Source organism: Halobacillus seohaensis (assembly GCF_042663045.1).
Taxonomy (GTDB): domain Bacteria; phylum Bacillota; class Bacilli; order Bacillales; family Halobacillaceae; genus Halobacillus_A; species Halobacillus_A seohaensis.
Map to the genome: position 1 here is coordinate 118972 of NZ_JBHSZV010000013.1, position 22384 is coordinate 141355.

The following is a 22384-nucleotide window of genomic DNA, read 5'->3' on the forward strand; positions in this document are numbered from 1 at the left end:
TTAAATACAATGAAACAGTTTGTCAAACTTGCGCATCCCTTTTTAAAAGGAATTGACTGCTCTATATCCCTTTATAGCTATATCTTAGTACAATTTTTATTTCTCACAATAACCACGTAAAATATCTTGATAACTTTGTACCAAATAAGCCCCTTGTTTAATAATATGATGACATCCTTCACTCGTTTTTGAGCCAATAGGTCCGGGAAGAGCATACACATCTCTTCCTTGTTCTAGAGCCTGGTCAACGGTAATTAGCGAGCCGCTTTTCATTCGTGCCTCAATGACTAGGGTAGCCTCAGAAAGACCTGATATGATTCGGTTACGCTCTGGGAAGTGATACCTTCTAGCAGAACGATCAGGAGGATATTCGCTAATTAATAAATGGTTTTCTGCTATTGTTTTAAATAAACCCAGGTCATTTTTGGGATACAAACATTGAAAACCTGATCCGATTACAGCGATGGTTTGGCCACTATTTTTAATGGCCAGTTGATGGGCACATTGATCTATTCCCATGGCCATTCCACTTATAATATGAAAATCTGCCTGTATAAGGGGTCTTAGTACTTTGTTCATTGCTGGAAACGCATATTGTGAAGGTGTACGAGTCCCAACGACACTTAGATTCAAGGGATGATGCAAGAGTTGCAAGTTTCCTTTAGCGTATATTACTAGTGGAGGGTCAGGAATATGTGTTAAGGATGAGGGAAAATTTTTATCAAAGCAAGTAATATAATGGAACTGTTTTCTAAATTTGTCGAGTTTCTTCATTATATTAGGGTCAGTTATATGGTGAAGAATGGCCTTCGAACGATCTAATGGAATTTGAGCGGCATCGGAGAGTTGCATGGGGGTTATACGGTGGATTGAAGACAGGAGATTATTCACCTTCATAATTCGTCTTAACATAGGCCTTGTAGTGTAGGGACAATCGTGTAATGCAATAAGGTTTTCTTTATAATTGACCAAGTGTTGTCCTCATTTCTATAAGTTATAGTTAAAACCGTGCCCTAAGAAGGCACGGTTTATTTAGAAATTTGAATAATTAGTGTGTTTTACATTTTTCTAAAAGACTTTCTTTTTTCAAGACTTCAATTAAAGTTTCACCCATAACAGATGGTGTTTCAGCTACATCAATGCCGCACTCATTCATGACGCGAATCTTCTCGTCAGCCGTTCCTTTTCCACCAGAAATGATCGCACCAGCATGCCCCATACGTTTACCAGGAGGAGCCGTACGTCCACCGATGAAGCCAACCACGGGCTTAGACATATTCGCTTTCACCCATTCAGCTGCTTCCTCTTCTGCTGTACCACCGATCTCACCAATCATAATGACAGCTTCTGTGTCTTCATCTTCATTAAAAGCTTTTAGTACATCGATAAAGTCTGTTCCGTTAACTGGGTCTCCCCCAATTCCTACTGCTGTCGACTGGCCTAGTCCAGCTTCAGAAAGTTGATGGACTGCTTCATAAGTCAAAGTACCTGAACGGGAAACAACGCCAACGTGGCCTTTTTTATGAATATAACCAGGCATGATACCAATTTTACACTCATCAGGTGTGATGACACCAGGACAGTTTGGTCCTACAAGACGAGTTTTCTTTCCTTCCATAAAGCGTTTAACTTTAACCATATCAAGAACAGGAATATGTTCAGTAATGCAAATAGCTAAGTCCAGCTCAGCATCTGTTGCCTCCATAATCGCATCTGCAGCAAATGGTGCAGGCACATAGATAACCGATGCATTGGCACCTGTATTTTCTACTGCTTCAGAAACTGTATTAAATACCGGAATGCCTTCTACTTCTGTTCCACCTTTACCAGGGGTAACGCCACCTACGATTTGAGTACCATATTCTACCATTTGTTTTGTATGGAATAAAGCAGTTGATCCTGTAATTCCTTGTACAATAACTTTTGTATCTTTATTAATATATACACTCATTCCATTCCCCGCCTTTCTACTTCACTAATTCTACGATTTTTTGAGCACCGTTTGCCATGGAGTCTGCTGATGTAATATTCAAGCCTGATTCATCAAGGATTTTCTTCCCTGCTTCAACATTTGTACCTTCTAAACGTACTACTAGCGGAAGCGTTAATCCGATTTGTTTTGTTGCTTCAACTACACCTTCAGCAATTACATCACATTTCATAATTCCACCAAAAATGTTGACAAAAATACCCTTCACATTGTCATCAGAAAGAATAATTTTAAATGCTTCTGTAACCTTTTCGGTCGTTGCTCCACCGCCAACGTCAAGAAAGTTGGCAGGGTCACCACTATAGTGCTTAATTGTATCCATCGTAGCCATAGCTAGACCAGCACCGTTAACCATACAACCGATATTTCCATCTAAGGCAATATAGCTTAAATCAAATTTAGATGCTTCCACTTCTTTTGGATCTTCTTCATCGAGATCACGAAGCTCTGCAATATCTTTTTGACGGTATAAAGCGTTATCATCAAAGTTTAGTTTAGAATCAAGAGCTAATACGCCTCCGTCCCCGGTTGTAACCAATGGGTTGATTTCAGCAATTGAGCAATCTTTTTTAGCATATACATCATATAATCCAAGCATAAATTTAACCGCTTTTCCTAATGATTCTTTAGGGATATTAATATTAAAAGCTAATCTACGTGCTTGGAACGGAGTTAGTCCTGTTACAGGATCAATCACTTCTTTAAAGATTTTTTCAGGTGTTTTTTCTGCAACTTCTTCAATTTCTGTTCCACCTTCTTCTGAAGCCATCATTGTAACTTTACTTGTTGCTCTGTCCAAGACTAAACCGACATAATATTCGCTTTTAATGTCGCATCCTTCCTCAATCAGTAAGCGCTTAACTTCTTTCCCCTCAGAACCGGTCTGATGGGTTACTAGGGTTTTTCCTAATATTTCTTCAGCGTATGTACGCACTTCATCAAGATTCTTAGCAATCTTTACTCCACCGGCGTTTCCTCGTCCACCTGCATGGATTTGTGCTTTTACAACAGTGACATTACTACCTAGTTTTTCGGCTGCTTCTACAGCTTCATCTACTGAATATGCCACATGGCCTTTTGGCACTGGAACGCCAAAATCGCTCATAATTTGTTTTCCCTGATACTCATGAATATTCATGTTTCATCCTCCCATCAAATTTCACTGCACTCTCATTGTATAAAAAAATGTGATCAATTGTCCACAATAACCTACTATCTTGTCGAATAATTCAAATAATTAACATGTATAATATTATGTAAACAAGATGTTATTTTTTATTATAATCTTGATCTGCACGATATATAAAAGCGAACACTTCTGCTACTACATGGTATAGTTCCTCAGGAATTTGTTCATTGATATTTAGCTGAGATAGTAATTCGACTAAGTTAGCGTCTTCTTGGATTGGTACCCCTTCTTCTTTTGCCTTCGCTAAGATATTCTCAGCTACATACCCTTTTCCTTTAGCCATTAGTCGAGGAGCAGATTGTTGCTCTGATTCATAACCAAGGGCAATAGCTTCTTTTCTTCGTTGGTTCATATTCGTAAATCCACTCCTGACTGCTCCGTTTGCCTAGCGATAGGAGACGGTTTCTCCATGCCGGTCGTCTTGACTTTGATGGTCGCTAGGTTATAACCTAAAGATTCCAATCCTGTTTGTAGTTTTTCCTTATAATTTCTGGACATTGTCTTTTCTATTTCGTTTTCATTGTATATCGTCACGGAAACTCGCCGATCAACTATCATTAAGTCAATGACCGTTTCCTCCATATTAGTTAGATCTAAATAAAACATAATATGACAATAATCCGGATTAATTTCCCCATTTTTATTTTTCTTTCCTTCAATGTTCACATAGGCATCTTCTTTCATTTTCAAGAGTTCAGCAGGAATTTGTAAAGAAAGTTGAGTCATTGGACCAGAATCTTGCTGTGAAGTTAATTGAACACCATTAAGAAGGTTTAGGGCTTGTTTTAGGAATTCCGTTTTTGTCCCCCCGCCTTCTTGTAGCGATTGAACGATAAGTGATTTAACGGTTGTTTCTCGCTGATTTGATGAATTGTGTTCTAAGTCACGAAGTAATAATGGTTCATCATGTATGCCAGATAGATGGATCATTGACTTGATTTTTAACAAAAAGGAATCTTTACCTATTTCTTGTGTTGACGACGATTGAGACCTTACTGCCCATTCAATTACTTGAGGTTGGCCACTTTCGGGTACTTGCCGCTGAAGTAAGGATTGAAGCTTGTTAACAAGCTCCATAGGGATCGTTGGTTTAGTAGTTGATGAAGCTATGTATTGTTCTACTTGTTTCGCGATATATTGCATGTCTTGACTTACATAAGGTTCTAATTTTGTAAAAGCTTGAGCCTGCCTCATATTTTGATGGGTGTTGACCAATTTATTCATCTGAGCTGCCGTACTTGAAGAAGATGTTGGTTGAGCTAGCCGCTCTACTTGATTAACCCATTCTCTCACCATAGGAATTTCCTTATTTGAAAAAGGAAGCTGATCTTTGAACAAGTTACGCATCGATACTGGAAGCTCCTTCTCTGATGGCAAATTGGGGAATGGAATACGATTGTTTTCATTTTTAATAACTATTCGAGAAGCCTCTAATTCTGTAGGAACTGTTTCGACTCGTTGTCCACTCCAACGACGAACTTCTTGTTGGAAAGTTTCGAAGGCAAGAGCTTTAGGGAGAACTTCCGCTTTTTTTAAAAGTTTAAAAGTGGTTTGCCGATTGACTAAAGTTTCTTGCAAAAGTTGGTTGCTTAAAGCATGTTTCATCGATGGAGAAGTTTGTTTTCCGTTTACAATTTTCATGAGTTCTGTTATTCGTGGACTTTTCGTATCCTCCCCCTCAGGATCATTCATTCCTTCTGCTAAAACCGTAGATAATGAGGTAGTTTCTCTTGTCAACAAAGCTTGAAAAACACTCGGCTTGACAGGTAGTTGTTTCTCAAATATCTTCATTATAATATCTCTTGACTGCCTAGTATGGCCTTCTTTATTTAAAATTTTAAAAGCATCGCTGATCGTGCCTTGGGTAAGTGGAACTCCCGTTTTCGTAAGGTGTTGCAACATTTTGATATTTCCGCTCGACGCCTTCAGTCCTGCTTGTTTTAGTAAGTCTACTATCGTTTTGCTAGAAGCCATAGGTTTTTGGGATACCATTTTCAAGTAAGGTAAGTCATTTGTCGATGTAACCTGTAGCATATACCTCTCGCCTTTTGTTAAGGGTGTGTCTAGTTGAGCTTTAATATTTTGCCCATTAAGTTGCACAACTGCTTGATTTTTAGGTAATAGTTCTACAATTTTTCCAGAGATGAATTGTCCTACTTGAAGGGTTGGTTTTGAAGCTGATTTCCCTGCCTGATGTAGTGCTTTGAAAAGTGCAGCAACAGATGGTCCCATTTCTATTCCTCCTATGAATAAATGTATTCTTTTACAGGTGAAAAAGTTTTTCGATGTTGTGGGATTGGACCATAGTTCTTTAACGCTTGTAAGTGTTTTTTTGTACCGTACCCTTGATTCGATTGAAAATCATATTGAGGATACTCTCCATCTAAGTCTTTCATTAATCGATCTCGGGTTACTTTTGCGATAATACTTGCAGCAGCGACCGAAACACTGCGCTGATCCCCTTTAATAATTGACTGTTGCGAACACGGCATATTTTCAACATGCATCGCATCAATAAGCAAGTGGTCAGGAGATATGTTAAGTTGATTGACTGCTCTTCTCATAGCTAGCTTTGTGGCATTATAAATATTATATTGATCAATTTCCTCACTCGACACAATCCCTATACCAACGGCAGCTTCCCGATTTATATAATCAAAATATTTTTCTCTTTTATGCAGTGATAATTGTTTTGAATCATTGATTCCTTCTAAGTAAAAATGATCGGAAAGAATTACAGCTCCAGCCACTACAGGGCCTGCAAGGGGGCCACGTCCTGCTTCGTCCAATCCTGCAACATGAGTCTTCCCTCTTTCTGCTGATAATTGCTCAAAGTGCATCATGTCCTTATACATTGCTCGTAATCGTTGCTTCTCTACCATCTTTCGCTCATGCTGGGCTACTAATTTTTTCACCCCTTTTCTTTTGTCCATTCGAAACGCTTCGATTTCGTGGTTATCAAGGGGGGTGTTTTCTAGCAACTGTTTGATTTCAGCAATCGTTTTTGTTTGTTCCATATAGATCACTCCATTATTTCTAATATCGGTTTCTTTTATTTTTTATGAAGAATATTGTAATTATAGAGAACCGTTCATTAAAAAGAAAAAACGCAATCGAAGAGATACTCCTCATTGCGTTTATATCCTCATTCTGGTTGTTCAAAGCTTATTAGGCCTAGCTTCCCGGAACGTAAATCTTGAAGAATAACATCAGAGGTTTGATCAAAGTTGACCACTCCTCCACTTTCTAAGCAACCGCGTTTCTTTCCAATTGCTTCAAAGGCCGTCATCATGTCATCAATTGTTCGAAATCCATACCTTTTTTCTAATAAATCTGGGTAATTAGTACTTACGTAGTCTAAAATATAAGCAGCGACATCCTCTTTTGGAAGAATAGTATCTTTGATCGTTCCTATTGAGGCTAGGCGATAACCAATTTCTTCTTCCTCAAATTTAGGCCACAAAATTCCAGGAGTATCTAGTAGCTCAAAATCCTTTTTCACTTTAATCCACTGTTGTTTCTTCGTGACACCTGGCTTATCACCGGTAATCGCTGTTTTTTTATTAGCTAGGCGATTAATTAACGTAGATTTGCCTACGTTTGGTATACCAAGAATCATAGCTCTTAGCGCACGAGGACGGACACCTTTGGCCCGCAACTTATCCATTTTCGGTTTCCCTAAATCTTTAGCCATGTTAATGATTCTTTGTATATCTTTTGTATTATTTGCTTCTATAGCTAAAGCAGACACGTCTCTTTTTTGGTAATAATTTAACCATTGAGTTGTGATTTTCGGATCAGCCAAGTCCTTTTTCATTAACACAACCATTTTCGGTTTGTCTTGTAACAATTGATGCAGGACAGGATTTTCAGAAGAAAAAGGCGCTCTTGCATCCACTAATTCAATAACAAAATCCACTAGCTTTAATTTCTCTTCAGCTTCACGTTTTGCTTTAGCCATATGTCCTGGATACCATTGTATCGTCATGTTTTATTCCTCCTTAGTCGACCAAGCCTATACGATTAAATGGCCAGTAAGTGAGCAGACCTTCGCCGACTAGCTGGTCGTATGGAACCATTCCTATAGAACGACTATCCGTTGAGTTATTACGATTATCCCCTAAAACAAGAAGATAACCTTCAGGTACTGTTGATTGTCCACCTGGTAACTCTTCAATCGTAAAGTTATTTGTTAATAACTCCCCTTCAGGCAGAACATCTTTACTACCTTCTAAGTAGGGTTCCTCATACATCTCACCATTAATATAAAGATTATCATCTTGTACAGCAACTTCCTCGCCAGGCAATCCGATAACTCTCTTAATATAATCTTTCTGATCAGTAGCGTGAAAAACCACAATATCAAATCGATCTGGTTCACCGAGGGTATAATTAATTTTACTTACAATCAAGTGATCTCCATTATGTAAATTCGGTGACATCGAAGGACCCTCTACAATAACCGGGGCAAACAAAAACACACGTATTACAATAGCTAAGGCAGCAGCAATAGCAAACGCCTTAATCCACTCAAACCACTGCTTCTTCATAAAAAAACCCCTTTTAAAGAAATGCGGAAGTGGCCGGGAGACACGACACGCATAAGCCAGGCACCGTAGTGAAGCGTACTTCCTTCACGTAGGTGCATGGCTTATGTCGCGAGTGTCTGGCCACTGTAGCTGGACAATAAAGAAATGCGGAGAGGGGCTGGTTAGACCTGAAACGCATAAGCAAGATGCCGTAATCGGGTGGTCTTTACCGATGTAGGCAGATTGCTTATGTCGCGAAGGTCTGCCCCTCGTAGCTGGACAATAAAGAAATGCGGAGAGGGGCTTGGTTAGACCTGAAACGCATAAGCAAGATGCCGTAATCGGGTGATCTTCCCGATGTAGGCAGATTGCTTATGTCGCGAAGGTCTGCCCCTCGTAGCTGGACAAATAAACGTCCATAAAAGCTCCATCTCTATCGATTTCCTTTTATAAAAATCTAGAAAAAAGGAGCTTGACTATGCAAGCTCCTTTCTAACTAAATTAGATAATTTCTTTAATACGTGCAGCTTTACCACGTAGGTTACGCAAGTAATATAGCTTCGCTTGACGTACTTTACCACGACGGGAACGTTCAATTTTCGCAATTCTTGGAGAATGTAGTGGTAATGTACGCTCAACACCTACTCCGTAAGAGATCTTACGTACAGTAAATGTTTCACTAATTCCACCATTTTGGCGTTTAATAACAACACCTTCAAAAACCTGAATACGTTCACGAGTACCCTCGACAACCTTTACGTGTACTTTAACGGTATCACCAGGGCCGAAAGTTGGGTGATCTGTACGAAGCTGTTCCTTCGTAATGTCATGAATAAGTTGTTGCATTTTTTTCACTCCTTCTTAACTAACGCTCTTACCTTCTAAGAGATAGCGGAACATCGTTTTTAGCTCAAACCGTACGTTTAAGCACAAATGATAATATAACACATAAAGCTAATTTTCGCAAGAAGAACTATGTGAATTCCATTCTGCTATCCAGCTTTTTTCTTGATCTGATAACTTACGATCTTTTAGTAAATCGGGACGACGATGAAAAGTACGCTTTAAGGACTCATAGTGTCTCCATTCATCAATATGAGCATGATTACCTGACAGCAAAACCTCTGGAACATTATGACCTCTGAATTCTCTAGGTCTTGTATAATGGGGATGCTCTAAGAGACCATTAGAAAACGAATCTCGCGGTGCTGATTCATCGTTTCCTAAAACATCCGGAAGCAAACGTGCTACAGAATCAATAACAACCATGGCTCCCAATTCTCCGCCTGTTAATACATAGTCACCAATTGAGATCTCATCTGTAACGACTTCCTGTCTGATTCGTTCATCATATCCTTCATAGTGACCACATAGAAAAATCAAGTGGTCTTCTTTGGATAGTTCTTCAGCTTTTCTCTGAGTATAAGGCTCCCCTTGAGGACACATGAGGATTACCTTTGGTTCAGAATGCTGTCTGGCCTTTGTTGCTTCTATTGCATCAAATATAGGCTGAGGTGTTAATACTAGTCCTGCTCCTCCTCCATAAGGATAATCATCCACTTTTTGATGCTTATTTTCTGTGTAGTCTCTGAAATTAATCGTATCGTAGGAAAAAGCACCCTTATCCCTTGCACGCTTCATGATCGACTGATCCATAACCCCCGTAAACATCTCCGGGAACAACGTTAAAACATCAATATGCATTAGTCTAGCAGCCCTTCTATTGGATCAATGATGATCTCTTGCTTTCGTATATTAACCTCTTTTACAACATCTTCAATATATGGAATAAGAGCGTCTTTTTTTCCTTCTCGTTGAACAACCCATACATCATTTGCACCTGGAGTTAATATTTCCTTGATGACTCCTAGATTTTCACCCGTAGTTAGATAAACGGAAGCCCCAATAATTTCATGAAAGTAGAATTCATGCTCCTCGAGTTCTTCATGCTCATCGGAGGAAACTTTCAAAAATCCATCACGGTAATTTTCCACGTCATTTATAGAAGCATGGTCTTCAAAGCTTAATAAGTCAAATCCTTTATGAATGCGATGACTCTTCACCACTAATTCTTTGACAGGTTGACCTTCATTCACCCAATACAACAGCTGACCTGGTTGGAAACGTTCATCGAAATCTGTGATTCGTTGTACTTTCACTTCACCTTTAATGCCATGTGTATTAATTATTTGACCGACATTATACATTTCATCACTCATTTATAACCTACCTCGCTCGTATAACAATTCCATCTTTGATCACAATTTGGCGATCTTTTACGATTTCATCATAGTTATCGTCTTCTTCTATATCAACAATAGTTTCCACTTCATCAACTTTTAATTCATGACCGTTAGGTAGAATATCGATCTGTTTGACTTGATATTCCAGTCGCTCCATTCTTTCTTTGCGAACTTCAACTTCTTTCTTGAATTTTTGACGAACATCGGACTGGTTATACTCCTTATTCCGTTCCAGTTTCTTCTGCTCAAATCTCAACTGTTGGCATTCATTCTCTAAGCGTTCATACTTTTTATCGAAACGATCCTTCAAAGCCTGTCTGCTCGTATCTGTTAGAACTTGCTTGACTGGTACTCGTTGAATAATTTGCATGAAATACCTGCCTCTAAGTATAATTTTATGTAAAAAAAGGGAAAGGTTAGCCCTCTCCCTTTTCACATGATATCCAAATAGATTCTTTTTTGCGAATCAGAGCCTGCCGCATAAACTACCGTCCGAATCGCTTTAGCAATTCGACCGTTCTTTCCAATCACCTTGCCAACATCTTCATTGTGAACAGTTAAGTGATATACAATCTTGCTTTCTTCTTCCTTAACGTTTACTTTGATCTCTTCTGGATGATCTACAAGCGGTGTAACGATCGTTTCGATCAAGGCTTCCATGGTATCACACTACTTTACTTTTTGTTTTTTGAATCGTGGAATTGCTTCATGATTCCTTCGTTTGAGAACAGATTACGAACAGTGTCGCTTGGCTTAGCACCATTTGTCATCCAATCCAAAGCTTTATCAGCATCAATATCAACATGTACTGGGCTAGCTACAGGATTATAAGTTCCAATTTGTTCAATAAAACGTCCATCACGAGGAGAACGTGAATCAGCTACTACAACACGATAAAATGGGTTACGTTTTGACCCCATACGCTTCAGGCGAATTTTTACTGCCATGTTTAACAACCTCCATATAATTCTTAAATGTTTCACACAAGATTAGATTCTAGCAGATGATTTGATGTGTGTAAAGGGTTTTTACATTACATAAAAGGAAATTTCATTCCTTTGCCTTTTTTCCCTTTGGTATTGCTCATCTGTTTCATCATTTTTTTCATGTCTTCAAACTGCTTTAATAGACGGTTCACTTCTGATACAGAACGTCCCGCCCCCTTGGCTATACGCTTCTTACGGCTTGCATTCATAAGGGACGGATCTAGACGTTCCTTCTTTGTCATAGATTGAATAATCGCTTCTACGTGAACAATTTGTTTGTCATCGAAGGATGCGTTCTGCAGTCCCTTCATCTTATTGGCACCAGGGATCATATTGACTATTTCATCCAGTGGCCCCATATTTTTCACTTGTTCCATTTGTTCAAGAAAATCTTCAAACGTAAATGACGCATTTCGCATTTTTGATTCGAGATCTTTTGCTTGTTTTTCATCTACCTGTGTTTGAGCTTTGTCAATAAGGCTCAACATATCTCCCATCCCAAGAATACGTGAAGCCATACGTTCTGGGTGGAAGGGCTCAAGTTGATCCAGTTTTTCACCCATACCTGCAAATTTAATAGGTTTGCCAGTTACTGCCTTAATAGATAAAGCAGCTCCTCCTCGAGTATCACCATCAAGCTTAGTCAATAGAACTCCAGTAATATCAAGCTGTTCATCAAAGCTTTCGGCAACATTAACAGCATCTTGCCCTGTCATCGCGTCGACTACAAGGAAAATTTCATCGGGTTCTACAGCATCTTTAATACGCTGCAGTTCTCCCATTAAATCTCCATCAACGTGCAATCGACCAGCCGTATCAATAATGACATAGTCATGGTGTTCTTCTTTTGCCTGTTCTACTGCTTGTTTTGCAATGTCCACTGGGTCGGCTTCCGTTCCTTGCGAATGAACAGGCATGTCTAATTGGCTCCCAAGCGTTTCTAATTGCTGAATGGCAGCTGGACGATAGACGTCAGCCGCAGCAAGAAGTGGCTGACGGTTATAACTTTTCCGCAGTAAATTTGCTAATTTACCAGTCGTTGTTGTTTTACCAGCACCTTGCAGTCCTACCATCATTACAACTGTTGGCGAGCGTTTAGATACAGCAATTTTACTTTCATTTCCACCCATTAACTCAGTTAGTTCATCTTTTACAATTTTAATAACTTGTTGACCAGGTGTCAGGCTCGACATTACTTCTTCGCCAACCGATCGTTCACGAATTCTCTTCACAAAGTCTTTGACAACCTTAAAATTAACGTCGGCTTCAAGGAGGGCAAGCCTTACTTCTCGACTCATCTCTTTTACGTCCTGCTCAGATACCTTCCCTTTTCCTTTAATCTTCTTTATTGATTGCTGTAAACGGTCGGATAAACCTTCAAACGCCATCGAAGGAACCCTCCTATTCTAAGTCTTGTAGTTGTTGAAGCCATTTTTGAATATTCCTATCATTCTCAGTTCCTCTTGAGGTCTCACCCATTTGTTGAAAAACCTTTTGTCGCTTATCAAATTTTCCATACAAATTTAGTTTTTTTTCATACTCCTCAAGCATAGCTTCCGTTCTTTTAATGTTATCATAGACTGCTTGTCTGGATACATTAAAATTCTCAGAGATCTCACCTAATGAGTAATCTTCTAAATAGTACAGATCCATATAATTACGTTGCTTTGGAGTGAGTAGAGACTGATAGAAATCAAGTAGATAATTGATACGTGTTGTTTTTTCAAGCACGCTATATTCACTCCTTGTTAAGTGAAATACCTTTACACTTGTAATAATAACTGAGATATTCCAGACGTGTCAAGGCTTTAAAATTCTTCTTCTTCATTTTCTTGATCTTCAATCATATCAGCAAATAATCCATATACAAACGCATTAGCATCGAACGTTTCTAGATCAGTTACTTTTTCCCCTAACCCAACAAGCTTAACAGGGATTTCTAGTTCATTACGAATGGCTAGCACGATACCGCCTTTCGCTGTACCATCAAGTTTTGTTAACACGATACCTGATACATCCGTGGATTCTGAAAATGTTTTTGCTTGGCTCATCGCATTTTGTCCAGTTGTTGCATCAAGAACAAGTAAGACTTCATGTGGAGCACCAGGAATTTCTCTTTCAATCACTCGTTTCACTTTTGATAATTCATTCATGAGATTTACTTTATTCTGCAAACGGCCAGCCGTATCACAAATTAATACATCAGACTTTCGAGACTTCGCTGATTGGATCCCATCATAAATGACAGCCGCAGGATCACTGCCTTCGGTATGTTTTACGACATGAACATTCGCTCGTTTGCCCCATTCATCGAGTTGTTCAATGGCACCAGCTCTGAATGTGTCTCCTGCTGCTAAAGTAACTTTCTTTCCTTCAGATTGTAATTGGTGAGCAAGTTTTCCGATCGTCGTTGTTTTACCAACACCATTAACACCAACAATAAGGTAAACCGTTAAACCTTCAGGATTCTGTTTTAATTCTTCAATATTTTGTTGATTATCATTTCCGTAGTATAGTTCTACTAGTTTTTCTGAGATCACTTCTTTAACTTGTTTTGTATCTTTAATATTCTGACGTTTCACTTCCATTTCTAACTCTTCAATGATCTCCATTACAGCACTCACGCCAACGTCAGCAGATATTAACACTTCTTCCAACTCTTCAAAGAAATCTTCATCAACTGTACGATAGCGAGCGACAAGATCATTAATTTTACTTGTGAAAGAATTTCTTGTTTTAGCTAGACCGTTTTTAAATTTAGAAGCAATTGATTCCTCTTCTTGAAGAGGCTCTTCCTCTCCTTCTGAGGGAAGTGTTGGTTCTTCATCACTTGGTATCTCTTCTTCAACACTTTCTGTTTCCCCCTCTAGCTCAGAAGTAGAATCATCCGCTTCTAATTCACTTTCCTTTTCTACTTCTAGTTCTTCTTTACGCTCGTCATTTTCTTCTTTTCCCTCTGGTTCTACTACAAATTTTTCTTTTAGTTTTTTAAAAAAACCCATAAAACCTTCCTCTCTATACGCCCATTAAATTAGGTGTTTCTTCTAAGCGGACTGATACTAATTTGGAGACACCGGACTCTTGCATCGTTACCCCGTAAAGTACATCAGACTCCTCCATTGTACCTTTTCGGTGAGTAATAACAATAAACTGCGTTTGTTGACTAAACTCTTTTAAAAAACGCGCAAAACGATCGACATTTGCTTCATCCAAAGCAGCTTCTACTTCATCTAGCACGCAGAATGGGACAGGACGCACTCTTAAGATGGAAAATAAAAGGGCAATGGCTGTTAGTGCTCGTTCTCCACCAGAAAGCAAACTTAAATTCTGTAATTTTTTACCAGGTGGTTGTGCAACGATATCAACGCCGGTTTCTAACAAATCCTCTGGATTTGTTAGCTTAAGGTCCGCTTGTCCACCTCCGAATAGCTCTTTAAATACTTGTCCAAACTCACCTTTAATTTTAGTGAAGGTATCTTCAAACCGTCGTTTCATCTCATGATCCATCTCAGCAATAATTGAATGGAGCGTATTCTTCGCTTCTAGTAAATCAGATTGCTGTCCCGTTAAGAAGTCATAACGTTCTATAATTCGGTCGTATTCATCAATGGCACCAAGATTCACTGTGCCTAACTCCTCTATTGCTCGCTTTATAAGTTTTACTTGGGTAGAAGCTTCTTCAATATTCTCCACCCGTGGATATTCTGTCTGAGATTTTTCAAAAGTTGTGACGTACTCGTTCTGTAAGTAACTAAGCATATTTTCAAGTTCTACATCAAGCCGATTGGTTTTCACTTCTTTCTGTTGAATATCTTGAACAAAATTTTGGTGAGAGCGTTTAACTTCTTTTAGCTCTCTTTCCTCATCTTGTACAGATTGTGACATATCGTTCCTCTCTTGGCGTCGTTCCTGAATGTGTTCATATGTTGTGTTCTTTCTTCGTTTCGTTGTTTCAATATTCTCTGTTACCTCTTCTTCAGTTTGGTTAGAATCAACCACTTCTATAAGCTGAGTATAGGATTGTTGATTTTGTTTAAGAAGCTCCTGAAGTTTCTTAAGTTCTTCATTGGTTCGATTGGCTCTCTCCTGCTGATTACTAACTGCTGAGTCAAGCTCAACAAGCTCCATTTGCAACTGCTGATGTCTTTCACGAAGTTTCTCTGCATCCTCTTTTTGCTGATCTTTCGTCTGGGTTAGTTGGTCAATTCTAGCCTGTACCTCTTCTAACTTACTGTTTAAGTCATTCAATTGCTTATCTAAAGTTAGTAAACGTTGATCGGTTTGTTTCTTATCGTTTAAATACTGTGATTGATCCTGATCAAACATCATTAATTGATCATTCAAATGGTCCAGCTTTATTTTTAACTCTCTTTTATAGGACTGATTTTCAAATTCACTATTCTTAATCTCGGCAAGTTGTGCTTCTTGTTTTTGAATCTTTGTCGTTTGATCCGTTATTTTCTGTTTTAAAACTTGGACTTTCTTCTCTACATCTTTCGCTTTTGCATCAAAGGTCGTAATCTTTTCAGTAAGCTCCTGAAGTTCTTTTTCTCTTGTAAATAAGGATTGATTGGATTTTTTCTGAGCGCCTCCCGACATTGAACCTCCCGGATTAACGACATCTCCTTCGAGAGTGACAATCCGGAATTTTCGATTCAGGGCTTTCGCAATCGCATTAGCGCTTTCTAATGATTCGGCTATGACAATATGTCCTAGCAAATGCCTAATCGCTGAGTTAAACTGCTGGTCATATTGAATGAGATCAGCGGCTATTCCAACATAACCTTCCTGCTGAGAAAGGGTGGCAGCAGCTTGTCCTTGTATCGACCTTGGTTGAATGGTGGTTAGCGGTAAAAGGGTCGCCCGTCCTTTATTGTTTTTTTTAAGCCAATGTATAGCGTGACGACCGGCTTGTTCATCACGAACAATGACGTGTTGGGCCTGAGCACCCAACGTCGTTTCTATAGCTGTGAGAAGACGTGCTGGAATATCTATAACTTCAAGCACAGCTCCTTCGACACCTTGAATTATATTTTTTTCACGAGCCTTCAAAATTTCTCTAACACCATGATAATAACCAGAAAAATCCTCGCGTAAATCTTCCAACATTTCTTTTTTGGAGCGCAGTTTTTCTAAATATTGATAGCCCTGATAAAGTTTTTGCTGCCATTCTTCGTAAGCTTGTTCATTTTCAGTTCCATCTTTTTGTAGCTTTTCAACATCCTTTTCAAGCTGTTGGCGTTGTTCGGTCTCTTGTTCGATTTTCTCGTTAAGTTTGGCTAAAGATGTCTGGAACTTTTCCCTTTCCTCATCTAATTCTGTAAACTTTCCTTGCTGAACACCTTTTTTATTGTTGATTTGTACGAGTTGTTGTTCAAGCGATTGTTTTTCATTACGCTTAGCTGCTTGTTCATTAAGTAAGTCAATATATTCACTTTTATAATCTTCAATTTGAGCTTCCGTATCTTCTGCTCCCTGGCGAAGGGCTTCATTTGTGTGTTTTACCTTTGAGTTAGCTTCTTGTCTCTGTTGTTTTAAGTTATTTAACTTCTCGGTTTCGTTCTTAGCGGTATCTTTTAAAGATGTGACTTGTGTAGAAAGCTCTTCATATTCCTCTTCAAGTTTAGATTTATTTTCGGAAAAATGCTTATGCCGTTCTTTCATCAGCTCTTTTTTTCCTTCTAAATTCTCAAGTTCTTGTGTAAGAGAGAGCAACGTTTCTTGTAGATCTTCAAGTGACTCATCTAATGCGGTAATATGATCCCGCTTTTGCTCAATGGAAGTTTCCCTCTTCTGTATCTTCGTTTGCAGCTCTGTTTCTCTGCTTTTGATTCCTTCGAGTTCCTTTAGCAACTGTTGCCATTCTTGATGGATTGTTTCAATTTGAGTAACTAGTAAAGAAATTTCTATTTGTTTAAGCTCATCCCTTTTATCAAGGTAATCTTTCGCAACTGAAGCTTGCTCTTTTAGCGGCTCCAGCTGTCCGTTAATTTCATGAATAATATCTTGCACACGACTTAAATTTTCCTGTGTTTCAAATAACTTATTCTCGGCTTTCTTTTTTCGCTGTTTATATTTAAGTACACCTGCCGCTTCTTCAAAGATTGAACGACGTTCTTCTGCTTTTGAACTAAGGATCTCTTCCACTTTCCCTTGGCTAATAATAGAGAAAGCTTCTCGACCAAGTCCTGAATCCATAAAAAGATCGACGATATCTTTAAGTCGACACGATTGGTTATTAATATAAAATTCACTCTCTCCTGAGCGATAAACTCTTCTCGTGACACTGACTTCCTGATAATCAAGAGGGAGTGTATTCTGATCATTATTTAAAGTAAGAGTGACCTCTGCCATATTTAATGCATGTCTCGTATCACTTCCTGCGAAAATTATATCTTCCATTTTTGTTCCACGTAGAGATCGGGCGGATTGCTCTCCTAGCACCCATCTAATCGCATCAGTAATATTACTCTTTCCACTGCCATTAGGTCCTACTACTGAAGTCACACCAGAAACGAAATCTACTGAAATTCGCTCAGCAAATGATTTAAATCCAACGGTATCTAATCGTTTGAGGAACATACTCATCCTCCTGTATATTTAACAAATCTAACTAATTTAACCTATCTATTCTATCATAAACTCTTTCATTTCGGTAGGATTGAGTAATTAACTACTCGTCATTCATTATTAAGGGTTTTAAAAATTGTAAAAATAATTTATTATATAGATAATACGTGAATGTATATTTGAGGAGGAAAATTGTGAGTCTTCAAGAACCTACAAAAGATAATTTAAGTACGATCATTGGTGACATGGCATCTCGCCTGCAAGTAGTCAATCGGTCGATTATGGATCCAGATGATTATGATTTAGACAAGTATGATGAGATTAAATCTCTCCATGATATTATTCAGGCTAAAGGTCAGTTAAGTGTATCTGAGATTCAAGCTTTTGTTCAAGAATTAGGAAATTATCGAAAATAATTTCACACAAAAAGGACCGTGTAGATGATTGATCATCTATACGGTCCTTTTTATCCCTAACGAACGAGGAAATGTAAGTAAGAGAACTTGCAGAGCAACTGCTCTAGAGCAGAAGCACCCCAATCTTTTAAATGGCTCCCTGATTAATGAGAGCTTGTTGAGCAGCTTTTTGCTCTGCTTCTTTTTTAGTTCTTCCTACTCCAATCCCCACCGTTTCTTCCTGGACACTCACGTGAGCAATAAACTCTCTGCTATGAGCTGGCCCTCTTTCTTCTACGATCTCATATTCAATTTTGCTATTTCTATCGCGCTGAATATACTCTTGCAATTGACTTTTAAAATCCATCGCATGCGAAAAAGCACCACTTTTGATTTTAGGATACACATAGTTTTCAAGAAATTCAACGACTTGCTCAAAACCTTGATCAAGATAGATAGCACCGATGAAAGCCTCAAATACATCCGCTAAAAGAGCTGGACGATTGCGCCCTCCAGTCAATTCTTCTCCTTTCCCAAGTAGAATTAAATCTTGGAAATTAAGGTCATTAGCAAATTTTACGAGAGAAACCTCACAAACGATGGATGCGCGAAACTTAGTTAACTCTCCCTCAGCCATCTCAGGAAACTCACGGTATAAGTATTGGGAAACCCCTAACTCAAGAACAGCGTCCCCTAAAAATTCTAATCGTTCATTATCTTTGCGATCCGTCTTGCGATGCTCATTCACATAGGATGAATGGGTAAATGCTTGTTCCAGTAGTGAAATGTCTTTAAACTTTATATTGACTTTTTCTTGGAAACTGGAAAAATCCTCCATAATTCATCTTGTCCTTTACTTTTTAATCTTAAATACAGGAAAGGCTGCCTGTACTAAACAGACAGCTAATCCAAATTTACGACACGCTGTTTATGTAATTAACAGCACTGCCTACTGTATTAATTTTCTCAGCTTCTTCATCTGAGATTTCCATATCAAACTCGTCCTCAAGCTCCATCACTAATTCAACAACGTCAAGAGAATCTGCTTCTAGGTCGTCTTTGAAGGAAGCTTCCATTGTTACTTTTGCTTCGTCAGCATCTAGACGGTCGACAATGATTTTTTTTACACGTTCAAATGTATCTGCCATAGGAACTTCACCTCCCTTCAGTAATTATAGTAAATTTCAATAATAAACACCAGACTAATTTCACATTACCATTCCGCCATCAACATGAATGGTTTGCCCGGTGATATATTCTGCGTCATCAGAAGCTAAAAACCGTACGACACGAGCGATATCATCACCTTTACCTAAACGACCCAACGGAATCATTGAAAGCATTTGCTCACGCTGATCATCCGTTAATTGATCGGTCATATCAGTGGTAATATAGCCAGGAGCTACAGCATTTACGGTAATGTTTCTAGACGCAAGTTCTTTTGCATTTGACTTAGTTAAGCCAATTACTCCAGCTTTAGCAGCTACATAATTAGCTTGTCCAGCATTTCCAGAAACACCTACTATTGACGAAATGTTGATAATACGTCCGTGCTTTTGTTTCATCATTTGTCTAGTTACACCTTTAGTACAGACAAATACCCCTTTTAGGTTTGTGTCGATCACGTCATCAAATTCTTCTTCTTTCATTCTCATTAGCAAATTATCACGAGTAATCCCTGCATTATTAACGAGAATATCTAACTTACCAAATTGATCTACGACTTCTTTGACCATTCGCTTCACGTCTTCGGAATTAGATACATTAGCTTGTATTTTAATAGCCTCTCCGCCGTTCTCTTTAATTTCCTGAACGACAGCTTCTGCCTTATCTTCACTTCCTGAATAATTGACTGCAACAGCAGCACCTTGATCCGCCAATTCTAATGCGATAGCACGTCCAATTCCTCGTGACGCTCCGGTAATGAGTGCAACTTGTCCTTTTAACATTACGAATCCTCCCTATACCATTGTATGAAGCTATTGAGTGTTTCAGAGTCCTGTACTGAAAAAGTTTTTGTCCGTCTGTTCACTTTTTTCACAAGTCCGCTCAACACTTTACCATGACCAACCTCAACAATTGCATCAAGATCCATCTGAACAAATTCTTCTAATATTTCTTGAAATCGCACAGGGGAATAGAGTTGCTCAATAAGCATTTTTTCTATTTCGGCAGACTCTGTTACAGGTTGAGCCGTAACATTTGCGTAAACAGGTATTTCAGCATCAATTATTGTAGAGTTTTTAAGGTGAACAGCAAATTCTCCACTTGCTGGCTCCATCAGTCGGGAATGGAACGGTCCACTTACATTTAACGGAAGGACTCTTTTCGCTCCTGCATCTTTTAATTGTTCAGAAGCATTCTCTATTCCTTTTGCCGTTCCAGAGATAACAATCTGTCCAGGACAGTTAATATTTGCTAAATCAACAGGTTCATTTTCATCCAATTGCAGTAATACTGCTTCAATATCCTCTTTAGCTAGCCCTAAAACAGCTGCCATTGCACCTTTACCAGTTGGGAATGCCTCTTCCATTAATTTGCCTCGCATATGAACGAGTTGAACAGCCTCAATCGGACGGATTGATTCAGCCGTTACAAGAGAGCTATACTCACCTAAACTGTGGCCTGCCGTTGTCACAGGATTAGCACCTTCCGCTTTTAGGATATGTGCGATTGCCACACTGTTTAATAATAATGCAGGTTGGGCATTTTCTGTTTTTGTTAGTTCTTCTTCAGGACCTTCAAACATAAGAGAAGTTAGTGAATAACCAAGAGCTTGATCGGCTTGGTCGAATAACTTTTTTACTTCTGGATAGTTTTCATACATTTCTCTTCCCATCCCGACAGCTTGGGACCCTTGTCCAGGAAAAATATAGGCAACTTTCTTCATAATTCTCCTCCTTCGTCCTGCATTTCTTTTAGTGTTTCTTCTATTGTACCTGTGACATCTTTTTCAATCATATGGCACGCTTGTTTTATGGCATTATATATTGCCCGATCATTCGATGATCCATGAGCTTTAATAACAGGTGCAGCTAAACCAAACAAACCTGCTCCACCGTATTCAGAGTAATCGAGTTGTTTCTTTAAACCCTTTAAGTCGCTTTTCACTAAAGTAGCAGCAAACTTCGTTTTAAAGTTCGACATAAAAGTAGATTTTATCATAGAAAACATTGTAGATGCTGTGCCTTCTATTGTTTTAAGTGTCACATTTCCTGTGAATCCATCAGTGACTACTACATCCGCTATTCCGTTTAGTAAATCTCGAGATTCAACATTTCCAATAAAGTTTATTGGAGCATCTGACATTAATTCAAAGGATTTTTTCGTCAGTTCACTGCCTTTCCCATCTTCAGTTCCAACATTTAATAATCCCACGCGAGGTGATTGAACCCCTCTGACCTTCTCACTATAAATGGAACCTATAATGGCATACTGCAATAGGTGAGTAGACTTAGCATCTACATTTGCCCCAACATCAAGCATTAAAAAGCCTCTGCCATCTTCTGTTGGCAGAGTTGGACTGAGTGCTGGTCGTTCTACTCCATCTAAACGTCCTATTCCAAATAAACCGGCACTCATTAAGGCTCCTGTGTTACCTGCAGAAATACAACCATCTGCTCGACCTTCTTTTACCTCTTTAGCCATTAAAACCATTGATGCTTGCTTCTTTTTGCGAACAGCTCGGACAGGTTCATCATCGGCAGTTATTACCTCAGTCGTATGTATAATTGTGATTTGGTCTGATTTACTTATATAAGGTGTGATCTTTTCTTCATCACCTATTAAAGTGATTTCAAGATTGTTCATAGATGATACAGCTTGTACAGCACCTTTTACAATTGCTTCAGGAGCATGATCCCCTCCCATTGCATCAATTGCTAATCTCATTCCTCATCCATCTCCTTTGGGTCATTTTCACGGTACATTTCAAAGGACCCAGCAAATACTTCTTCATTCTCAACGTAACTATGGACATGTACAATAGTACGTCCTTTAGTATCTTCACCTCTAACAACCGCCTTCGCAACCACACGTTCACCAAACTTGACAGGGCGAGTGAATCGAATGGAAGATCCTGCCGTAAGAACAAGATCTTCATTTATAACTGCAACAGCTAGTGAGTTGGCTTGGGCAAATAAGTGGTGCCCCCTCGCAATATTGTTCCTAGAAAACACATGTTCTTGTTGGATGTCCAATATTGAGATGGCACGCTGATCCAATTCCAAGTCAACGACCTCACCTATGACTTCTTCTATAGGTAAAGCTTTAACGGTACCATTCCATTCATGAGTAGCAACAGACTTTATTCTCTGCCGCAGTTCAGGTATCGAGAGTTCCATCCGGTCCAAACGAATGGTTTGAATACTTACATCAAAACGTTTTGACAATTCTTCATCTGTAATAAAAGGAGTTTCTTCTATTGTTTCTTTCAGTTCACTTTGTCTCATTTGCTTTGATCGCTTCATGATGCTTCCCACC

25 protein-coding genes are annotated in these 22384 nt (G+C 38.9%); 1 reads left to right on the plus strand and 24 read right to left on the minus strand.

What is annotated here, in order from left to right:
* Positions 1–96: 96 nt before the first annotated feature.
* From dprA to smc, 18 genes are all read right to left on the minus strand, one after another.
* Positions 97–972 (minus strand): DNA-processing protein DprA, encoded by an 876-nt coding sequence (gene dprA, locus ACFQIC_RS05070; protein WP_390216973.1) that lies wholly within the window; start codon positions 970–972, stop codon positions 97–99.
* A gap of 76 nt (positions 973–1048) precedes the next feature.
* Positions 1049–1951, minus strand: a complete 903-nt coding sequence (gene sucD, locus ACFQIC_RS05075) for a succinate--CoA ligase subunit alpha (RefSeq protein ID WP_204707832.1) — start codon at positions 1949–1951, stop codon at positions 1049–1051.
* 16 nt (positions 1952–1967) lie between these two features.
* Positions 1968–3128 carry an ADP-forming succinate--CoA ligase subunit beta gene (gene sucC, locus ACFQIC_RS05080; RefSeq protein ID WP_204707833.1) on the minus strand — a complete coding sequence of 387 codons (1161 nt, stop codon included), beginning with the start codon at positions 3126–3128 and terminating at the stop codon, positions 1968–1970.
* Positions 3129–3258: 130 nt separating this feature from the next.
* A complete protein-coding gene (locus tag ACFQIC_RS05085; RefSeq protein ID WP_204707834.1) occupies positions 3259–3531 on the minus strand; it encodes an EscU/YscU/HrcU family type III secretion system export apparatus switch protein in 273 nt (90 codons plus the stop codon).
* Positions 3528–5411, minus strand: a complete 1884-nt coding sequence (locus ACFQIC_RS05090; protein WP_204707835.1) for a hypothetical protein — start codon at positions 5409–5411, stop codon at positions 3528–3530. Before ACFQIC_RS05090 ends, ACFQIC_RS05085 begins: the two co-directional genes overlap by 4 nt.
* Positions 5412–5422: 11 nt before the next feature.
* Positions 5423–6196, minus strand: a complete 774-nt coding sequence (locus ACFQIC_RS05095) for a ribonuclease HII (protein WP_204707836.1) — start codon at positions 6194–6196, stop codon at positions 5423–5425.
* Between the two features lie 128 nt (positions 6197–6324).
* The gene (gene ylqF / locus ACFQIC_RS05100) at positions 6325–7167 is read right to left on the minus strand and encodes a ribosome biogenesis GTPase YlqF (RefSeq protein WP_204707837.1); all 843 of its coding nucleotides are present in this window, start codon (positions 7165–7167) and stop codon (positions 6325–6327) included.
* A 13-nt stretch (positions 7168–7180) separates the two neighbouring features.
* Positions 7181–7729 carry a signal peptidase I gene (gene lepB, locus ACFQIC_RS05105; protein ID WP_204707838.1) on the minus strand — a complete coding sequence of 183 codons (549 nt, stop codon included), beginning with the start codon at positions 7727–7729 and terminating at the stop codon, positions 7181–7183.
* 480 nt (positions 7730–8209) lie between these two features.
* Positions 8210–8554, minus strand: coding sequence for a 50S ribosomal protein L19 (gene rplS, locus ACFQIC_RS05110; RefSeq protein ID WP_204707839.1), 345 nt, complete (start codon positions 8552–8554; stop codon positions 8210–8212).
* Between the two features lie 108 nt (positions 8555–8662).
* The gene (gene trmD / locus ACFQIC_RS05115) at positions 8663–9412 is read right to left on the minus strand and encodes a tRNA (guanosine(37)-N1)-methyltransferase TrmD (protein WP_204707840.1); all 750 of its coding nucleotides are present in this window, start codon (positions 9410–9412) and stop codon (positions 8663–8665) included.
* A complete protein-coding gene (rimM, locus tag ACFQIC_RS05120; RefSeq protein WP_204707841.1) occupies positions 9412–9927 on the minus strand; it encodes a ribosome maturation factor RimM in 516 nt (171 codons plus the stop codon). Before rimM ends, trmD begins: the two co-directional genes overlap by 1 nt.
* Before the next feature lie 7 nt (positions 9928–9934).
* The gene (locus ACFQIC_RS05125) at positions 9935–10321 is read right to left on the minus strand and encodes a YlqD family protein (protein WP_204707842.1); all 387 of its coding nucleotides are present in this window, start codon (positions 10319–10321) and stop codon (positions 9935–9937) included.
* Between the two features lie 62 nt (positions 10322–10383).
* Positions 10384–10611, minus strand: a complete 228-nt coding sequence (locus ACFQIC_RS05130) for a KH domain-containing protein (RefSeq protein WP_204707843.1) — start codon at positions 10609–10611, stop codon at positions 10384–10386.
* 14 nt (positions 10612–10625) lie between these two features.
* A complete protein-coding gene (gene rpsP, locus ACFQIC_RS05135) occupies positions 10626–10898 on the minus strand; it encodes a 30S ribosomal protein S16 (protein ID WP_204707844.1) in 273 nt (90 codons plus the stop codon).
* Positions 10899–10984: 86 nt separating this feature from the next.
* Complete coding sequence (ffh, locus tag ACFQIC_RS05140) at positions 10985–12325, minus strand: signal recognition particle protein (RefSeq protein WP_204707845.1); 1341 nt, start codon at positions 12323–12325, stop codon at positions 10985–10987.
* Positions 12326–12338: 13 nt separating this feature from the next.
* The gene (locus ACFQIC_RS05145; protein WP_204707846.1) at positions 12339–12668 is read right to left on the minus strand and encodes a putative DNA-binding protein; all 330 of its coding nucleotides are present in this window, start codon (positions 12666–12668) and stop codon (positions 12339–12341) included.
* Between the two features lie 77 nt (positions 12669–12745).
* Positions 12746–13939: a signal recognition particle-docking protein FtsY gene (gene ftsY, locus ACFQIC_RS05150; RefSeq protein WP_204707847.1), complete on the minus strand. Its 1194-nt coding sequence runs from the start codon at positions 13937–13939 to the stop codon at positions 12746–12748.
* Positions 13940–13952: 13 nt separating this feature from the next.
* Positions 13953–17519, minus strand: coding sequence for a chromosome segregation protein SMC (gene smc, locus ACFQIC_RS05155; RefSeq protein WP_204707848.1), 3567 nt, complete (start codon positions 17517–17519; stop codon positions 13953–13955).
* A gap of 182 nt (positions 17520–17701) precedes the next feature.
* On the opposite strand from smc, the gene ACFQIC_RS05160 reads away from it, so the two are divergent.
* Positions 17702–17923, plus strand: a complete 222-nt coding sequence (locus tag ACFQIC_RS05160) for a DUF1128 domain-containing protein (RefSeq protein ID WP_204707849.1) — start codon at positions 17702–17704, stop codon at positions 17921–17923.
* 127 nt (positions 17924–18050) lie between these two features.
* On the opposite strand, the gene rnc is transcribed toward ACFQIC_RS05160, so the two are convergent.
* The 6 genes from rnc to fapR all read right to left on the minus strand — a co-directional run bounded on the left by rnc (position 18051) and on the right by fapR (position 22371).
* The gene (gene rnc, locus ACFQIC_RS05165; protein ID WP_204707850.1) at positions 18051–18740 is read right to left on the minus strand and encodes a ribonuclease III; all 690 of its coding nucleotides are present in this window, start codon (positions 18738–18740) and stop codon (positions 18051–18053) included.
* A 76-nt stretch (positions 18741–18816) separates the two neighbouring features.
* The gene (gene acpP, locus ACFQIC_RS05170; protein ID WP_204707851.1) at positions 18817–19050 is read right to left on the minus strand and encodes an acyl carrier protein; all 234 of its coding nucleotides are present in this window, start codon (positions 19048–19050) and stop codon (positions 18817–18819) included.
* A gap of 60 nt (positions 19051–19110) precedes the next feature.
* Complete coding sequence (gene fabG / locus ACFQIC_RS05175; protein ID WP_204707852.1) at positions 19111–19851, minus strand: 3-oxoacyl-[acyl-carrier-protein] reductase; 741 nt, start codon at positions 19849–19851, stop codon at positions 19111–19113.
* Entirely contained in the window at positions 19851–20792 is a 942-nt protein-coding gene (fabD, locus tag ACFQIC_RS05180; RefSeq protein WP_204707853.1) for an ACP S-malonyltransferase, read from the minus strand. The genes fabG and fabD overlap by 1 nt, the downstream gene beginning before the upstream one ends.
* Positions 20789–21793, minus strand: coding sequence for a phosphate acyltransferase PlsX (plsX, locus tag ACFQIC_RS05185; protein ID WP_204707854.1), 1005 nt, complete (start codon positions 21791–21793; stop codon positions 20789–20791). The genes fabD and plsX overlap by 4 nt, the downstream gene beginning before the upstream one ends.
* Complete coding sequence (fapR, locus tag ACFQIC_RS05190) at positions 21790–22371, minus strand: transcription factor FapR (RefSeq protein ID WP_204707855.1); 582 nt, start codon at positions 22369–22371, stop codon at positions 21790–21792. Before fapR ends, plsX begins: the two co-directional genes overlap by 4 nt.
* Positions 22372–22384: the final 13 nt, after the last annotated feature.

Bases quoted from the DNA above. Each gene is read 5' to 3' on its own strand.
- rpsP (WP_204707844.1), bottom strand. From the start codon at position 10,898: ATGGCAGTAAAAATTCGCCTGAAGCGTATGGGGTCAAAACGTAACCCA.
- ffh (WP_204707845.1), bottom strand. From the start codon at position 12,325: ATGGCGTTTGAAGGTTTATCCGACCGTTTACAGCAATCAATAAAGAAG.
- ACFQIC_RS05095 (WP_204707836.1), bottom strand. From the start codon at position 6,196: ATGGAACAAACAAAAACGATTGCTGAAATCAAACAGTTGCTAGAAAAC.
- rnc (WP_204707850.1), bottom strand. From the start codon at position 18,740: ATGGAGGATTTTTCCAGTTTCCAAGAAAAAGTCAATATAAAGTTTAAA.
- smc (WP_204707848.1), bottom strand. From the start codon at position 17,519: ATGTTCCTCAAACGATTAGATACCGTTGGATTTAAATCATTTGCTGAG.
- fapR (WP_204707855.1), bottom strand. From the start codon at position 22,371: ATGAAGCGATCAAAGCAAATGAGACAAAGTGAACTGAAAGAAACAATA.
- ACFQIC_RS05085 (WP_204707834.1), bottom strand. From the start codon at position 3,531: ATGAACCAACGAAGAAAAGAAGCTATTGCCCTTGGTTATGAATCAGAG.
- plsX (WP_204707854.1), bottom strand. From the start codon at position 21,793: ATGAGATTAGCAATTGATGCAATGGGAGGGGATCATGCTCCTGAAGCA.
- rplS (WP_204707839.1), bottom strand. From the start codon at position 8,554: ATGCAACAACTTATTCATGACATTACGAAGGAACAGCTTCGTACAGAT.
- acpP (WP_204707851.1), bottom strand. From the start codon at position 19,050: ATGGCAGATACATTTGAACGTGTAAAAAAAATCATTGTCGACCGTCTA.
- rimM (WP_204707841.1), bottom strand. From the start codon at position 9,927: ATGAGTGATGAAATGTATAATGTCGGTCAAATAATTAATACACATGGC.
- trmD (WP_204707840.1), bottom strand. From the start codon at position 9,412: ATGCATATTGATGTTTTAACGTTGTTCCCGGAGATGTTTACGGGGGTT.
- fabG (WP_204707852.1), bottom strand. From the start codon at position 19,851: ATGTTAAAAGGACAAGTTGCACTCATTACCGGAGCGTCACGAGGAATT.
- ACFQIC_RS05090 (WP_204707835.1), bottom strand. From the start codon at position 5,411: ATGGGACCATCTGTTGCTGCACTTTTCAAAGCACTACATCAGGCAGGG.
- lepB (WP_204707838.1), bottom strand. From the start codon at position 7,729: ATGAAGAAGCAGTGGTTTGAGTGGATTAAGGCGTTTGCTATTGCTGCT.
- ACFQIC_RS05125 (WP_204707842.1), bottom strand. From the start codon at position 10,321: ATGCAAATTATTCAACGAGTACCAGTCAAGCAAGTTCTAACAGATACG.
- ftsY (WP_204707847.1), bottom strand. From the start codon at position 13,939: ATGGGTTTTTTTAAAAAACTAAAAGAAAAATTTGTAGTAGAACCAGAG.
- ACFQIC_RS05130 (WP_204707843.1), bottom strand. From the start codon at position 10,611: ATGGAAGCCTTGATCGAAACGATCGTTACACCGCTTGTAGATCATCCA.
- fabD (WP_204707853.1), bottom strand. From the start codon at position 20,792: ATGAAGAAAGTTGCCTATATTTTTCCTGGACAAGGGTCCCAAGCTGTC.
- ylqF (WP_204707837.1), bottom strand. From the start codon at position 7,167: ATGACGATACAATGGTATCCAGGACATATGGCTAAAGCAAAACGTGAA.
- sucD (WP_204707832.1), bottom strand. From the start codon at position 1,951: ATGAGTGTATATATTAATAAAGATACAAAAGTTATTGTACAAGGAATT.
- sucC (WP_204707833.1), bottom strand. From the start codon at position 3,128: ATGAATATTCATGAGTATCAGGGAAAACAAATTATGAGCGATTTTGGC.